Below are 14,973 nucleotides of genomic sequence, written 5' to 3' on the forward strand. Positions count from 1 at the left end.
AAATCTGCACCTGACATCCGCATTTCTTGTGCGTTGCATCACTGTTAAAGATGGGTTATTTTTTGTTCTCCGTCGGTTTCAGCCCAGGAGAAGAAAAATGACCACGACCCTGCAACCCCGTGCGCTGGTGACAGCGATTTCCGCCGCGCTGCTGGCGCTGGGGCTCGGCTCCGTGCCGGTTTACGCCCAGACCCAGTCCGCGGCCCAGGACGAAGCTGCTGAGAACGAAAACGCCCAGGCCGAGACTTCGGAAGAAGTCACCGACCGCGTCGTGGTCACCGGCTCGCGCATCGCCCGCGATCCCAACCTGATCTCGCCGGCGCCGGTACAGTCGGTCGACAGCGAGGACATCGAACTGTCCGGCGAGCTCAACGTCATCGATATCGTCAACGACCTGCCCGCGCTGCTCGGTTCGGCGAATGCCACCGACAACCTGACCTCGGCGGGTGCGGCCGGGGCCGGAATTCTCAACCTGCGCAACCTCGGCTCGGTGCGAACCCTGACCCTGGTCAACGGCCGCCGCCACGTGGCCGGCCTGGCCGGCAGCGCCTCGGTCGACGTCAACACCATTCCGGCGGCGCTGGTCGAACGGGCCGAAGTGCTCACCGGCGGTGCCTCGGCGGTCTACGGCGCCGACGCCGTGACCGGCGTGGTCAACTTCGTGCTCAAGGATGACTTCGAGGGCATCGATATCACCACCCAGTACAACCTTTCCGATCGCGGCGACGCCGACCGCCGGTTGATCTCGGCGACCTTCGGCAAGAATTTCGGGGCCGGACGCGGCAACGTCGTTTTCTCGCTCACCCACGAGGATACCGAGGGCCTGCGCCAGGGCGACCGCGCCCACACCCGCGGCGATCGCCTGGGCTCGGTCTGGCCCAACCCGGTGCGTTTCATCCAGGCCGCCGATATCGCCGAGTTCGGCCTTGATCCGCTGCTGCTGGGCAGCCAGATCTCCGGATTCTGCGATGACGGCGACGGTACCCTGGGCAATGCCCGTGATCCCTTGTGCAACCGCATCGACGGCGTGCCGGGCCAGAGCCTGCAGCCATTCGGTCGCTTTAACCTGACCAGCTATGGCTCGCTGATCGGTGTGGACTGGTTCGGCGACGAGTTTCTGTCGACCTTCCCGGGCAACGAGTTCGAGGAATTTGGCTCTCCGATTACGGTCAATCGCCCACCGGGCGGGCTGATCTTCGACATCAACGGCAACGGCGTCGAGGATTGCCTGGAGACCGTCAACGGCGTCGTCCTGCAGCGCTTCGGCTTCTTTGCCGGCTGCCACGTAACGCGCACGCCGGGTGAAGGCGCCGACGTGTTCCAGGACGGTCTGCTGGCCGGCACCCAGAATGCGTTCGGCGGTGACGGCACCTCGGGCGGTCGCGACGGCCAGTCGATCACGCCAGACGACGAGCGCACCGTGCTGAACCTGAACGGTCGCTATGACATCACGCCGTCCACGCGCTGGTTCTTCGAGAGCAAGTACGCCCGCTCCAAGACCATCGACGACGGCAGCCAGGCGGTCCAGGGCTTTTTTGATTCGCAGGTGTTGCGCTGGGACAACCCCTACATCCCGCAGAACCTGCGCGATCCGATCGAGGCCTTCGTCAACGCCAACCCCGACCTGTTCGTGCTCGACAACGTCAACATCCTGATCGGGCGCGACATGACCGACATGGGCCAGCGCCGCAGCATCGCCCGGCGCGAAACCGTGCGCTTCGTCACCGGCCTGGAAGGCGAGATTGGCAACGGACCGTTCAGCTACGAGCTGGCCGCTAACTACGGCAGGACCACCGCCGATACCCAGTTCACCGGTCTGGCGCTGGACCGCTACTACGCGGCCGCCGATGCGGTCGTCGATCCGGCCAGCGGCGAAGTGGTATGTCGCTCCGAGCTCGACCCGGGCGCGCTGCCGGCCGGCTCTTTCCTGCGCAGCGCCGGACCTTTCCGCGATTTCCAGACCTTCACCCCCGGCCAGGGCCAGTGCGTGCCAATCAACCTGTTCGGCGTCGGCGCGCCCAGCCAGGCAGCGACCGACTTCATCATCGTCGACATGGCGCGCGAGCGCACCATCGAGCAGACCGTGTTGAGCGGTTTCGTGGTTGGCGACAGCTCCGACTGGTTCAGCCTGCCCGGTGGGCCGGTGGGCATGGTGGTCGGGTTCGAGTACCGCGACGAGGAAAGCTCGTTTACGGCCGACGGCTTCGAGCAACCCCAGGATGACCCGCTGGGCATCGTCGAGGCGGCTTCGCGGGTCTTCCCGATCGATGCGCCGACCGCCAATATCTCAGGCAGCTTCGATGTCCGGGATGTGTTTGCCGAGGTTTCGCTGCCGCTGCTCAACAACCGGCCCGGGGTGGAAGACCTGACCCTGGATGCGGCCTACCGCTACTCGGATTACTCGACTCTGGGCGGCACCGACAGCTGGAATCTGCGTCTGTCGTATGCCCCGATCCAGGACATCCGCTTCCGCTCGACGCTGTCGCAGACGGTGCGCGCGCCCAACATCAACGAGCTGTTCTCGCCGCTGCAGCCGTCCACGGCGCGGCCCACCGACCCGTGTGACGTCGCCAACATCAACGACGGAACCGCCAATCGTCCCGCCAACTGCGCGGCCGATGGTCTGCCCGGCGATTTCACCGATCCGCTGACTGCGCGCTTTTCCGGCTTTACCGGCGGCAACCCCAACCTGGACGTGGAAACCGCCGACACTTTCACCGCCGGCATCGTGCTCGAGCCGCGTTTCGTGCCGGGGCTGTCGATCTCGGTGGACTGGTACGACATCGAGATCGATGACGCCATTTCGTCCATCGGGGTCCAGGAACTGGTCAACGCCTGCTACGATGCCGCCAGCTTCCCCAACCAGTTCTGCGAGCAGTTCGTTCGCGACCGCGATCCGGACTCGCCGACCTTCCTCGGCTTCCAGTCGTTCGTCAGCAGCCAGCTGAACTTCGCCAAGGTCGTCACCCAGGGCGTCGACTACGCCGCCCGCTACGACTTCGAGCTGGGCAGCCTGGCCCAGGCGCTCGACACCTACGGCAGCATGACCCTGGGTATCACCGGCAACTGGGTCAAAAAGCTCGAGCGCTTCGAGGACCCGATCGACGACAGCATCGTCAATGATCTGCTCTACGAGAACGGCCAGCCCAAGGACGCCTTCAGCGCCTTTGCCCGCTGGCGCTGGGATCGCCTGACCCTGAACTGGCAGGCCAACTACTGGGGCAAATTCCTGGAGTTCTCGCCGCGCATCGACAACACCAACGCCGACAACGTCGAAAACGCCTGGACCGGCGACATGTGGCGGCACGATCTGAGCGGCTCATACATGGCCAACGAGTCGATTCGCATCATCGCCGGGGTCAACAACATCTTCGATGAGTCTCCGATACTGACGTCGCGGTCCTACCCGGTCGGCATCATCGGCCGCGAGTACTTTCTGGGGCTTAACGCCCGGTTCTGATCGCGGCTCGCGCGATGTCTTAAAAAGGCCGGCCCCTGCGCCGGCCTTTTTTAAAGGGCCTTTAAAGGCCAGGTCCTACTTGTTTTCCGTTTATCTAAAAAAATTACTATTTTCATTGACTTGAATTGATTCTTAAGCGCTGATTCGGGATGATTCCGAAAGCTTAGGCGTGATTTCAGGACGGATCAGGCGGTGATGCGCAGGATGGAGCGCACATTCACCCCATCCGCCGGAGATCGCGCCATGAACCTGTTCAAGCTCAGCCACGCCAACCCGGTTGCCACGATTGTGGTCTTCGTGATCGTCGGCATCATGGGTTTGGCCGCCCTGGTGAACCTGCCCGTGCAGCTCACCCCGAATCTCGAGCGGCCCAGCATCGTCATTCTCAATTTCTGGCGCTCGGCGGCACCGGCGGAAATGGAATCCGAAATCGTCGAGCCCCAGGAGGAGGTGCTGCGCTCCATCGTCGGGCTGGAGCGGATCAACTCATCGGTGCGGGCCGGCTTCAGCATCACCTCGCTGTCGTTCGAGGTCGGCACCGACATGCAGGCCAAGCGCATGGACGTGATCAACGCCATGAACCAGGCGCCGCCGCGACCGCGTGACGCTGGCGAGCCATACATCAGTCTTGGGGGGCTGGAGCAGCCGCTGGCGACCCTGCTGATCCGCAAGACCCAAGACGGCGCCGACGACGACTTCACCGCAGATCAGGAACTGATCCGGCAAACCGTGGCCCCCGCCCTGCGCGCCATTCCCGGGGTGAGCGACGTCGGCCTCAACAGCTTCCGCGAGCCGCAGCTTGAAATCATTTTCGACCCCTACCGCATGGCGGCGCTGGGCCTGGAGCTGGACAGCCTGATCGCGCGCATCCGCAGTTCCGGCAACGTCTCGGGGGGGTTCGCGCCGGTCGGGCGAAGAGAATACACGGTGCGCTTTGCCGGCCAGTTCGTCGGCGATCAGTGGGCCGAGATGATCGTGGCCTACAACGACGGCCGCCCGGTCAAGCTGGGCGAGATCGCCGAGGTGCGCCAGGGCCACGAGCCGCTGCGCGGCTTCGCCTACCGCGACGGCGATCCGGCTTTCTACATCCAGCTGTTTGCGGCCACCAACGCCAACACGGTGGAGCTCATGGCCGAGCTGAAAGAGCAGGTCACCCGGCTCAACGCCGACCATCTCTCCCCGGCCGAGCTGGAGCTGGTGCTGAGCTTCGACTCCTCCGAACACATCAAGCGCGCCATCGCGCTGGTGCAGGGCAACCTCGGGCTGGGCATCGTCCTGGCCATGGGCCTGCTCTACCTGATGCTGCGCGGCTGGCGGGCGACCGCGCTGATCGCGATCACCATTCCGTTTTCGCTGCTGGCCGCCCTGCTGGCGCTCGACTGGCTTGGCCGCAGCCTCAACATCATTTCGCTGGCCGGGCTGGCCTTCGCCGTGGGCCTGGTGCTCGATGCCGCCATCGTGGTCCAGGAAAACATCGTGCGCCTGCTCCAGCACGGCAAGCCGCTTAAAAAAGCCGTGCTGCAGGGCACGACCGAAGTCGCGCCGGCCCTGTTTGCCTCCACCCTGACAACGGTGGCGATCTTTACGCCGATCGTGTTCATGCAGGGCGTGGAAGGGCAGTTGTTCTTCGATCTGGCCGTCAGCATGGCGGTCGCGGTCTGCGCCTCGATGCTGGGGGCGTTCTTCCTGGTGCCGGTGGTGGCCGGCGTCTTCCTGCGCCGCCGCGACGTCGGCGCCCAGCCGCCGCGCTTCTGGCACCGCCTGGCCCGGCGCTACCTGGCCCTGGCCGACAGCGATCGCCGTGCCCTGGTCTGGCTGGTGCTGCTCGGGCCCGGCGCGGCGGCGCTGATCTGGACCCTGCTTCCCGAGACCGACTTTCTGCCCGAGGCCAAGTGGGAGGGCATCATGACCGTATTCTCGGTGCCGCCGGGGGCCAGCTACGAAACCCTGGACAAGGAAATCGGCCGCACCGTCGTGCGTCGACTCGAACCCTACCGAACGGGGCAAAAGTCGCCGGCCATCCGCGGCTACAACCTGGCGATGAGCGAGGGCGGCAAGGTCCTGTTCGTCTACCCCGAAAATCCGCGCGAGGTGCAGGCCGTACTCGATCTGCTGCGCAGCGAAATCCTCGTCAACCTGCCCGATACCCGCGCCTTTTCTTTTCAGTCGTCTCTGCTCAGCCTGAACGTGGGGGGCGCGCGGTCGGTCTATCTGAACTTCACCGGCGAGCTCGACGCGGCTTCGCGCCAGGTGGCTGCCCAGACCATGCAGCGCATCAGCAGCGAGATTCCCGGCTCGGCAATCCGGCCGCTGCCGGGCCTCAACGATGCCCAGCCCCAACTCGTCCTGACCCCCCACGATCATGCCGTTGCCCAGGCCGGCCTCAACCGCAACCAGGTCGCGGACATGGTTCGCGCGGTCACCGGCGGGCTGTATGTCGGCGAGCAGTTCGACGGCAACCGGCGCCAGGACATCATCCTCAAGGCGCCTGACTGGACCAGCCCCGAGCAGCTCCAGGCGATCCCCATGGCCACGCCACTAAGCGGGGTGCAGACGCTGGGTCAGCTCACCCACGCCAGCCGCCAGGCCGGTCCAAGCCAGCTGCGGCGCGATAACGGCGAGCGCGCGCTGACCCTGGCGATCACGCCGCCGGCGGACATGTCGCTGGAAGCCACGCTCGAGAAACTGGCCCCGATCATGGACGAGGCCCGGTCCCAGGTCAGCCCCGGCATCCACCTGCGGCTCTCGGGCGGGTCGGACGATCTGGCCGACACGATCGCAACCATGATCTGGAACTTTGCCTTTGCGGTGCTGGTGCTGTTTTTGCTGATGACCGCGCTGTTTCGATCCCCGCTCGACAGCCTGGTCGTGCTGGCCTCCATGCCCATGGCCCTGGCCGGCGGCGTGCTGGGGCTGCGCGCGCTGAACCTGTTTGCGTTCCAGTCGCTGGACCTGTTGACCATGATCGGCTTCGTGATCCTCATGGGGCTGGTGGTCAACAACGCCATCCTGCTGATCGACCGGGCCCGGCGCGGCAGGGCCGAGGGGCTGACTCCCGAAGAATCGATCCGCATGGCGGTCGAAACGCGGGTCCGGCCGATCTGGATGAGCACCCTGACCTCGGTGGTCGGGATGCTGCCGCTGGTGCTGGTGCCTGGGGTCGGCAGCGAGATCTATCGCGGCCTGGCCGTGGTCATCGTCGGCGGCATGCTCACCAGCACCTTGTTTACCGTCTTGTTCATGGCCTCGGCGCTGCGCTGGCGGGCCCGCTTTAGCGCGCGCCGCGTCCGTACCGCGCCCCATCGTGTTCTTCAGACTTCCTGACGCTTGAGGAGATCCATCATGAAACATATCCAAACCATGACCTACGCCGCTGTTGTCGCCGTCGCAGCCGCCTTGTCGCCGGCCGCCCCTAAGGCCCTGGCCGCGCCGAAGTCGGTGGTGTCGGTGGTCGCCGTGGAGTCCGAGCAGGTCAGCCCGACCCTGATGGTGACCGGCACCGTCCAGAGCCGCCACGACTCGGCGGTCTCGGCCGGCATCGCCGGCTCGCTGGTCTGGGTCGCCGAGCCCGGCACCCGGGTGGCCCGGGGCGAGCCCGTGGCCCGGCTGGACGCGCGCCCCTTCGAGCTGGCGGTGCGCGAGCTCGAGGCGCGCCTGAGCCGCAAGCGCATCGAGATCCGGCGCCTGGAGCGCGACCTGGACCGCTACCGTCGCCTGCAGGAGCGGCAGTCGATCTCGGCGCGCGACGTTGATGCCCTGGAGGCCGACCTGGGCATGGCGCGCACGGATGCCGATTTGCTGGAAGTCGAGATCGATCGGGCCCGCGATGACCTGGACCGGACCCGCATCGTCGCGCCCTTCGACAGCGTGGTTGCGCGGCGCTTCCAGCAGCAGGGCGAGAGCGTGTCGGCGACCCAGCCGGTGGCCAAGCTGGTCAGCACCGACGCGCTCGAGGTGCGCTTCCACGGCCCGCTGGCGCACAGCGCGCTGCCCGACGCGCTGGGCAAACTGCGCGTGCACTGGTCAAGCGGCAGCGCCGAGATGGCGGTGCGCGCCACGGTGCCGGTCAGCGACGAGCAGTCGCAGAGTTTCCTGGGTTATCTGAGCGTGCCCGAGGACATGGCCCCGCAGTTTCGCATCGGCCAGCTGATCAGCGTGGCCGTGCCGACGGCGCTGCCGTCAACCCAGTTCATCGTGCCGCGCGATGCCCTGGTGCTGGGCGAGAAGCAGATCCGGGTGTTCGTGCTCGATGATGAGGGTCGGGCGCTGGCGATTCCGGTGGAAGTGGGCGCCGATCACGGCGACTACATCAGCGTCAGCGGTGCGCTCGCCGCCGGCCAGCAGGTCATCGTGCGCGGTGCCGAGTCCATTCGCAGCGGAGACCTGGTCAGCGTGCTGTCTCAGAACGAGTTTCCGGTGACCACGCTGGAAAGTTAATGGCTCACTATCCGGCAATCGGATTGCCTGCCCGCGGCGGCAGGCGATCCAGCAACTCCCGGAATCGCGGATCGTTGCGCAGCGGCAGATAGATCGGATCGACGTTGAGCAGCAGCACCGCCGGCTGGCGCTCATCGACGGCCGCGTTCAGCCAGCGAAACGCGGCCTCGTGGCGGTCGGCGTGAATGGCGTAGCGGGCCCAGCTCAGCGGCGGAATGTAGTGACCGATGTTGGCTTCGAGGCGCTCGTCGAGCAGGCGCGCGAACACCGCCGCCATGCCGCGCTGTCGATACACCTCGGCATATTGCGCGATCCGGGACTCGTCGATGCCGGCATCCATCATCAGCGTGGTCAGCTGCTCGAACGCCAGGTCATCCTCGCCCAGCAGCAGCGTAATGCGCAGCAGCATGCGCTGAAAATAGTGCGATTCCGGCTCGCTCATGATCAGACGCTTGACCTCGGCCAGGGCCCGCTCCAGCTCGCCGCGCATGTAATAGACAAAGGTCATGTTGACGAAGCGGTACGAGGCCGGATTGGTCCGGCGCAGCCCGTTCAAGACCTCCTCGGCGCGCTCGAACTCGCCCAGCGTGAGCAGCAACTCGCTGTAGGGCAGGTAGCTCATGGGGTTGTCCGGATCCAGCTCCAGCGCGCGCAAAAACGCCTGCTCGGACCGATCGATATCCCAGTCTGCCAGCAGGTAGAGCTCGCCCTTGCGCAGCCAGGCATCGGTATTGGCCGGATCCAGCGCCAGCACCCGATCGAGCAGGGCGTGGACCTCTTCGGCATAGAGCTCGATCTCCAGATGGCCATCGAGCGCGCTGAGCTCCATCTTGGCCTGCGCAATGCCGAGGTAGGCGGCGACCGCGTCGGGATCCTGATTCAGAACCTCGCGGAAATCGGCCACCGCCTGGCGGAGATCTTCTGCGTTGTCGCTGCCCAGGCGTTCCTGGGCCTGCCCCAGCAGCGCTCCGAGCTCGCCGGTCGCGGCCTCGACGATCGGCGCTACGGCGGCCGCGTCCGGCTTGATCGCCGGGTCCCGGCTGATCCACCAGGCCCCGGCAGCCGCCATCAGCAGCCCGGCCAGCGCCAGGCCTGAAAGCATCTTTCGTCGCGGCTGCGACGTGTGCGCGGTGGTCGTGGTTTCGGCCGCTGCGTCGACCCGATCGACCTGCGGCAGCCACAGATAGCCGGTCCCGGTCACCGTGCGGATGTATCTGGGCGCGGCGGCGCGGTCGCCCAGCACCCGGCGCAGCTTGCTCACGGCTACCGACAGGCTGTCCTCGTTGACCACCCGCCCCGGCCATATCTCTTCCATCAGCCAGGTCTTGGTCAGCACCTGTCCTGGCCGACGGCAGAAGGCATGGAGCAGATCGGCGACCTTCTGCTCCAGAATCACGTCTTCGTCCCCGCGCCGCAGGCGGCTTTCGCGGGGCGCGAAAGAAAAGTTTTCAAACGTGTAAAGCGCTGGCTTTTCCATGGGCGTTCATTTCAGAGTTTGTATGGTATTCCAGACGCGAGCGGGCCACAATCAGGCGCGCGGGCGAAATGATCGCTGCAGGCCCAGCCCGGCCACGATCAGCGCCAGCCCCACCCAGGTAGACGGCAGAATGGTCTCGCCGACCAGGCTGCGGATAAAAAACAGCGACAGGAACGGTGATAAAAAGATCAGATTGGATATCCGCGCCGTACTCTGGGTGAGCCGCATCGCACCCAGCCACAGCGCAAACGCCAGCCCCATCTCGAACACCCCGACGTAGGCCGCGCCGACCAGCCCGGGCCAGTCCGGCACGGCCAGCCCCTCGGTCAGCGCGCAGACCAGCAGCACGAAGGGCAGGGCCATCGAGAAATTGGTAAACAGCGCCACCAGCGGGTCGCGGGTATCGCGCGTGCTGAAAATCCAGTACAGCGCCCACAGCACCGTACTGCCCAGCGCCAGACCGACGCCGACCGGGTTGGCGAACTCCAGCGCCAGCACCTGGCCGCGCGTGGCGATCGCCCAGACCCCGGAATAGGCAACCAGTCCGCCGATCACGTCCATGCGTGTCAGCCGCTGCCCGAGCAGGGGGACGGCGAGGATCGCTAGCGTGAACGCCCAGGTATAGTTGAGCGGCTGCGCCTCCTGGGCCGGCAGCCGATCGTAGGCCTCGAACAAGACCACGTAGTAGGCCAGGGGATTGATCAAGCCCAGCGCCAGCGAGTACAGATAATCGCGCCGGCTGCCGCGCAGCACCTGACCCAGCCGGCCGGTCGCCACCAGCAACAGCCCCAGCGTCAGCACCGAGGCCACGCAGGCCCAGGCCAGCAGCTGGATCGGCGCCAGATGCTCCAGCGACAGCTTGAAGGCCGTGGCCACCGTCGACCACATCAGCACCGCCCCCAGGGCGAACAGCAGCGCGCGCTTTTCGTTGACGGCTTCCATGAACTGAGTGCAGATGTCAGGGCTCGGCTAAGGGGTTGCGGACGTTCAGGGAGGCGAAGCGGGAAAAATCCCGATCGGCGGACCACAGTTCACGAACGCCGTGATAGCCGCAGATGGCGGCGATTCTAGCATCGTGGATGATCGGACCCTGAAGTTGGGTCGGGCGGGCCAGCGTGTCCAGTGTCTCCAGATAGCCATCGGCCTCACTCAGAAAGCCACCAGTCAGAGAAAGCTGCAAGCGACCGAGTGCATCCAGCGCCAGGTCAATCGGTGTTGGCTCGCGGAAAATTCGGGGATGCGTGGTGATGGCCAAAAATTCATGCACACATGGCCAGGGCACGGCAACCGGCTCCGGTCTCCGCAATGCTGCATCCAGCACTTCACGGGCACGTCCATGGAACGGCATTTCCGGACGGTGCGCATAGACTAAAATGTTGGTATCGACTGCGATCATCCGCCACGACCACGATAGATCTCGTTGCGAAGCTGCGACCAGTCGCCTTCAGAGAACGCTTCGGTCAGCCCGCTGCCGCCAAACGTCGGGAAGTCCAGGCCGACTATTTTGCGCTGCTCTCGGGCGCGGAGAGCGTGCTGTAACCCTTCTTCAATCAGGGCGCGCAACGTCGCACCTTCGGCCCGCGCAGTCTGTTTGGCTTGCTTCAGCAAGTCATTGGGCAGCTCAATCGTGGTTTTCATATGGGTCAACCGTATTGACAATATGGGTGAGATGGTATCAACGTGCATGCGGGAGTGCAATGCCAGACGCTTTGATGTCATGACGCTATAATGGCATGCCCGACATTTGGCGAATACCATGAGCGATACATCCAAGCGTTCCACGGTTTATTTCGATCCTCAGGTGCACGCGGCGCTGCGTCTGAAGGCTGCGCATACGCATCGTTCCCTGTCAGAGATCGTCAACGATGCTGTCCGTGCGGCGTTGGCTGAGGACCAGGAAGATCTGGCCGCGTTCGAGGAAAGGATTTCTGAGCCAACCATGAGCTATGAGGCTTTGCTCGACGACTTGAAGGCTCATGGCAAACTATAAGCTTGTATTCAGGAAGTCTGTCTCCAAGGACCTTCGCTCGATTCCGAACAAGGATGTTGCCCGCATACTTCAGCGCCTGGAGTGGCTGCAGGAAAACCCCCGCCCCGCCGACAGTGAAAAACTCTCGGGCCAGGAGCGCTACCGAATCCGACAGGGGGTATACCGAGTCGTCTATGAAGTGCAAGATGAGCTTCTTGTCGTGACGGTCGTAAAAGTTGGCCATCGAAAGCACGTCTACAAGCGTCGATAGTGGGCCATGCCATTCAATAGATGCTTGTTCCGAACCCATGACCTGACTAACGCAGCAGGACTGCGTGAGTCCGGCGATCATCTGAGATGCCGTGTTCGTGCACTGGCTAGGTCAAACCGCTATAATGCCGCCCCTGCCCACAACGGGCATTGGCACTGACAAATGCCGCTGTAGCTCAGTTGGTAGAGCAACGCATTCGTAATGCGTGGGTCGGGAGTTCGAATCTCTCCAGCGGCACCAAATTAAAACGTTTTATTTCAATACGTTATACGCCCTTCGGGGCCTTTCGGTTGGGCCCAAGCTGTGTCGTGGGCCCCGCCCGGGCCCAGAGTGGGCCCAAAATGGGCCCACAGCTTGGTGCGCCGCCACTTTCAAGCCACCTCAGACACCAGGCCTGAACCGTCGCGCCACAACGGTAGGGTTGGCAATCGCAATCAGGGCTGCTTATACTCCAAGCAGTTGAGAGTAGACACCTCAGAGGGCTTGAGATGGGAGCAGTATTAGTGGGGTTGCGTAGTGTTTTGGTGGTGACGATTGTGTCTCTGCTGCTTACTGGATGCGCGCATTTTTCCTCGGGCAATCCCACTGCAGATTACCCGGAAGCGGAACAGTTTCCCCAAATCTATCAGGCCAAGATGATGGCGGCGGCGCATTGGCAGTTGATCGCCGAAAATGAGGCTTCGCTCCTTGCCCGACGCTTCCCTACAGGTTCAGCCTTTACACTGGCCGATTCGGGTCCGGAGCAAAGTACTAGTACACGTTCGGATTTCGCGGTGGCCTACCACCATATGCTCAGTCAAGGGCTACTGAGTAACCAGATGCGCGTTTTTGACCGAGGCGCAGATTTTCAACTTACCTATCATATTCAAGTACTGAGCTATCGCGAGCGGACCCAGCAAAACGTCGGTTCCGGCTTTTACACGGGCTCGACGGTAGTGGGGTTCCTTCTTGCAAAAGGTCTGCAGATATCAAGGCCTGGAATCATGCTGTTTCCCATTGCTGTCGGTCTGGATGCATACAACTCCGCCAACAGCGACACCGAGACACCAAATACAGAAATCATTTTAACAACGACCGCCAGGGCCAATACTGAGGTGGTTTACTCAAACAGTTCCGTCTATTACTTCCGGGCTGTCGATCAGGAACTATATGACGGTGTGGCGCCTGAGGCCGAAATGAAAAATGAGCCGCGTCGGCCAGAGTTCAAGGTCGCCGGTCCCAACGGAGGGGACACGTGAGTATGGTTCGGGTCGGTCGCTGGACACGGTTGATCTTGATAGCCTTGCTCAGCACAGCCCTCTTGAGTGGCTGCCAGCAAATCAGAACCAACCTGGGTCTAGGTTCGTCGGGGGATTCCAATGTCGGACGCGAGGTTGAGCGCTCTATGCGGCGCATGATGCGGGCTGCACCCTCACTGGAGCGAGACCACGTCCTTATCGTTACCAGTTTCGCCAATGTGGATGCGTTGGGGAGGTCTTCACGTCTGGGTCGCATGCTCGGTCAACATTCGGCAGCCTCTATCACCCGCAGGGGGTTTAATGTCGTTGAAATTCTGCTCAGTGATACCCTCTATATTGATCCCAAACAAGGTGAGTTTCTACTAACGCGCGATGTGGCGCGACTGGCTAGCCGATATGAGGCGGACGCAGTGGTTGTAGGCACCTATACTGTCGCTCACGACATTGTTTACGTCACCAGCAAACTGGTGCGCTCTAGCGACGCGCTTGTGCTTGCGGCAGATAACTTTGAATTATCGATCGGCCCGAACATGCGTCGTTTATTGCACTAAGCATGATCGCCTAAGAATCTCCACCCTGCCAATCTTCGGATGACCTCGTCATTCTCTTCCGCGCTGGCGAAATCAACGGGCACCCAGAAGTCACGCTTGTACTCCTGAATTAGCACAGTATTCTGACCCGCCCAAGGCTCCAGCGAGCGCATCACATCGCTCCCGCGACCGCACTCCTTCGAGATTGATGAAGCACAGACGCCCAAGGTTTGGTTCAACCGGCGCCGCCATCGACCTCAATTGGCTTTGTTGCCGCGGAGCATTCCGGTGTCGGTTTGAATCTATTATTCGGGACGCGATGAGTGATATCATTGAATAGTGGTCGATTCTGAAGACCTCATAACCGCTGAACCCCTACAGCGCCAAGGGCCCCAAGCCTTGGGCGTTTTCGAGGCTGAGCGGTCGGAACTGACCCACGACCTGATCCAGAGATCCAGAGTCTCGATGCACTTTGCGACGACGGAGTTGAAGATGCCCGGGAGCGAGATATTTCCTAACGGATCCGTGAAATTGATGTCAGACAAGCGGACTTGGTGGAGGTGACCGAGTTTCGGGAAGAGGTTCGCGCGAAGTTGAAGCGCCGATAGATTTGTAAAGTACGAATTCTCCGACAGGCGGCGGAAAAGGCAGAAGCTGCTGCAGGTTGGTATGAGTAAGAGGGATCAGGCTTTGGTGTAGAGTTTGCCGAAGCGATTGAGGCCGCTATTTAAGCACACAAACGGGAACAGAATTTTAATGAAAAAGTTCGCAGGTTTAGTATTGTTAGTGCTCATGCACGCTGTCTTCTTTCAAACAGCATTTGCACAGGATGGAAAATCAGCGTTGGTGCCCTTAGCCTCGCTCGACGACTTCACGAGGGGTGAAGATGGGTGGGCCTTCGGGCTGGGCCTGGGTATTGAGTACGAGTCTGCTTACGAAGGGTCGGATGAGTTCGGCTTCGAAGCACAGCCTGCTGGTGCAGTACAGTGGCGTAGGGGTGATGATATTTTCTTCTTTGCCGGTGAGGCTCTGGGTTGGCGTGGTCTTCGTTCTGATACGTGGCTATTAGAGGCCATCGTAGGCTTCGAAGAAGGCCGTAAAGAAAGTGATTCCGATGACGGTCGGTTGGATGGACTCGGAGACACAGATGAGGGTCTTGAGTTCGCGCTGCAAGCGCGTCGAGCTTTCGATGCTGATTGGCGTTATTGGTTGGATTCTCGAGTTGTAATCGGTGAAAACGGAAACCTTGGCATTTTTGGGTTGGGCCGTCGTTTCGGCGAGCGGGAAGACGGCTCCGGTTCTGAATTTTCTATCGTTGCGGTTTTTCACGATAGCGATCTTGCCAATACAGAGTTTGGCGTAGACCCGGCTCAGGCGGCTGCATCGGGACTGGATGAGACCAACCTAAGCGGAGGATTTCGCTCGATCGGGGCTCATTACAATTATCGGAATTATCTCAACGATCATTGGCAGATTTTCGGCGAAGTGCTCTATGAACGTTATGGTAGCGACATTGCCGACAGTCCAATCGCCCGCAACAACTATGAAGCCGAAGTAGGCCTCGGATTCATTTACGTATTCTAGACCGCTT

12 protein-coding genes and 1 tRNA gene are annotated in these 14,973 nt (G+C 62.4%); 9 read left to right on the top strand and 4 right to left on the bottom strand.

The genetic code is table 11. From position 1 onward, the window contains the following. Positions 1 to 97: 97 nt before the first annotated feature. From G3I74_RS10625 to G3I74_RS10635, 3 genes are all read left to right on the top strand, one after another. Positions 98 to 3,460, top strand: coding sequence for a TonB-dependent receptor domain-containing protein (locus G3I74_RS10625; RefSeq protein ID WP_164211555.1), 3,363 nt, complete (start codon positions 98 to 100; stop codon positions 3,458 to 3,460). 243 nt (positions 3,461 to 3,703) lie between these two features. Continuing rightward, complete coding sequence (locus G3I74_RS10630) at positions 3,704 to 6,784, top strand: efflux RND transporter permease subunit (protein ID WP_164211556.1); 3,081 nt, start codon at positions 3,704 to 3,706, stop codon at positions 6,782 to 6,784. Between the two features lie 18 nt (positions 6,785 to 6,802). Next, positions 6,803 to 7,897, top strand: a complete 1,095-nt coding sequence (locus G3I74_RS10635; protein ID WP_164211557.1) for an efflux RND transporter periplasmic adaptor subunit — start codon at positions 6,803 to 6,805, stop codon at positions 7,895 to 7,897. 7 nt (positions 7,898 to 7,904) lie between these two features. Here G3I74_RS10635 and G3I74_RS10640 read toward each other — a convergent pair whose 3' ends face one another. The 4 genes from G3I74_RS10640 to G3I74_RS10655 are packed head-to-tail and all read right to left on the bottom strand — an operon-like array spanning position 7,905 to position 11,012. Beyond that, positions 7,905 to 9,374: a winged helix-turn-helix domain-containing protein gene (locus tag G3I74_RS10640; RefSeq protein ID WP_164211558.1), complete on the bottom strand. Its 1,470-nt coding sequence runs from the start codon at positions 9,372 to 9,374 to the stop codon at positions 7,905 to 7,907. Between the two features lie 51 nt (positions 9,375 to 9,425). Then, on the bottom strand, positions 9,426 to 10,316 hold the full coding sequence (locus G3I74_RS10645; protein WP_164211559.1) for a DMT family transporter: 891 nt from the start codon (positions 10,314 to 10,316) through the stop codon (positions 9,426 to 9,428). 16 nt (positions 10,317 to 10,332) lie between these two features. After that, a complete protein-coding gene (locus tag G3I74_RS10650; RefSeq protein WP_164211560.1) occupies positions 10,333 to 10,770 on the bottom strand; it encodes a type II toxin-antitoxin system VapC family toxin in 438 nt (145 codons plus the stop codon). Continuing rightward, positions 10,767 to 11,012 (bottom strand): hypothetical protein, encoded by a 246-nt coding sequence (locus G3I74_RS10655; protein WP_203594672.1) that lies wholly within the window; start codon positions 11,010 to 11,012, stop codon positions 10,767 to 10,769. Before G3I74_RS10655 ends, G3I74_RS10650 begins: the two co-directional genes overlap by 4 nt. Before the next feature lie 118 nt (positions 11,013 to 11,130). Between G3I74_RS10655 and G3I74_RS10660 the strand changes: the two genes are divergently transcribed. The 6 genes from G3I74_RS10660 (at position 11,131) to G3I74_RS10685 (ending at position 14,966) form a co-directional block, all read left to right on the top strand. After that, positions 11,131 to 11,364, top strand: a complete 234-nt coding sequence (locus G3I74_RS10660) for a CopG family transcriptional regulator (protein ID WP_164211562.1) — start codon at positions 11,131 to 11,133, stop codon at positions 11,362 to 11,364. Next, on the top strand, positions 11,351 to 11,614 hold the full coding sequence (locus tag G3I74_RS10665) for a type II toxin-antitoxin system RelE family toxin (RefSeq protein ID WP_164211563.1): 264 nt from the start codon (positions 11,351 to 11,353) through the stop codon (positions 11,612 to 11,614). The genes G3I74_RS10660 and G3I74_RS10665 overlap by 14 nt, the downstream gene beginning before the upstream one ends. 164 nt (positions 11,615 to 11,778) lie before the next feature. After that, positions 11,779 to 11,854 (top strand) — tRNA-Thr (locus tag G3I74_RS10670). 248 nt (positions 11,855 to 12,102) lie between these two features. After that, positions 12,103 to 12,852 (top strand): hypothetical protein, encoded by a 750-nt coding sequence (locus G3I74_RS10675; RefSeq protein WP_164211564.1) that lies wholly within the window; start codon positions 12,103 to 12,105, stop codon positions 12,850 to 12,852. 2 nt (positions 12,853 to 12,854) lie between these two features. Continuing rightward, complete coding sequence (locus tag G3I74_RS10680) at positions 12,855 to 13,403, top strand: FlgO family outer membrane protein (RefSeq protein ID WP_239056873.1); 549 nt, start codon at positions 12,855 to 12,857, stop codon at positions 13,401 to 13,403. Between the two features lie 735 nt (positions 13,404 to 14,138). Beyond that, a complete protein-coding gene (locus G3I74_RS10685; protein WP_164211566.1) occupies positions 14,139 to 14,966 on the top strand; it encodes a MipA/OmpV family protein in 828 nt (275 codons plus the stop codon). Positions 14,967 to 14,973: the final 7 nt, after the last annotated feature.

Origin of the sequence: Wenzhouxiangella limi (assembly GCF_010499265.1) — a bacterium.
Classification (GTDB): Bacteria; Pseudomonadota; Gammaproteobacteria; order Xanthomonadales; family Wenzhouxiangellaceae; genus Wenzhouxiangella; species Wenzhouxiangella limi.

Bases quoted from the DNA above. Each gene is read 5' to 3' on its own strand.
- G3I74_RS10650 (WP_164211560.1), bottom strand. From the start codon at position 10,770: ATGATCGCAGTCGATACCAACATTTTAGTCTATGCGCACCGTCCGGAA.
- G3I74_RS10640 (WP_164211558.1), bottom strand. From the start codon at position 9,374: ATGGAAAAGCCAGCGCTTTACACGTTTGAAAACTTTTCTTTCGCGCCC.
- G3I74_RS10665 (WP_164211563.1), top strand. From the start codon at position 11,351: ATGGCAAACTATAAGCTTGTATTCAGGAAGTCTGTCTCCAAGGACCTT.
- G3I74_RS10645 (WP_164211559.1), bottom strand. From the start codon at position 10,316: ATGGAAGCCGTCAACGAAAAGCGCGCGCTGCTGTTCGCCCTGGGGGCG.
- G3I74_RS10630 (WP_164211556.1), top strand. From the start codon at position 3,704: ATGAACCTGTTCAAGCTCAGCCACGCCAACCCGGTTGCCACGATTGTG.
- G3I74_RS10635 (WP_164211557.1), top strand. From the start codon at position 6,803: ATGAAACATATCCAAACCATGACCTACGCCGCTGTTGTCGCCGTCGCA.
- G3I74_RS10685 (WP_164211566.1), top strand. From the start codon at position 14,139: ATGAAAAAGTTCGCAGGTTTAGTATTGTTAGTGCTCATGCACGCTGTC.
- G3I74_RS10660 (WP_164211562.1), top strand. From the start codon at position 11,131: ATGAGCGATACATCCAAGCGTTCCACGGTTTATTTCGATCCTCAGGTG.
- G3I74_RS10675 (WP_164211564.1), top strand. From the start codon at position 12,103: ATGGGAGCAGTATTAGTGGGGTTGCGTAGTGTTTTGGTGGTGACGATT.
- G3I74_RS10625 (WP_164211555.1), top strand. From the start codon at position 98: ATGACCACGACCCTGCAACCCCGTGCGCTGGTGACAGCGATTTCCGCC.
- G3I74_RS10680 (WP_239056873.1), top strand. From the start codon at position 12,855: ATGGTTCGGGTCGGTCGCTGGACACGGTTGATCTTGATAGCCTTGCTC.
- G3I74_RS10655 (WP_203594672.1), bottom strand. From the start codon at position 11,012: ATGAAAACCACGATTGAGCTGCCCAATGACTTGCTGAAGCAAGCCAAA.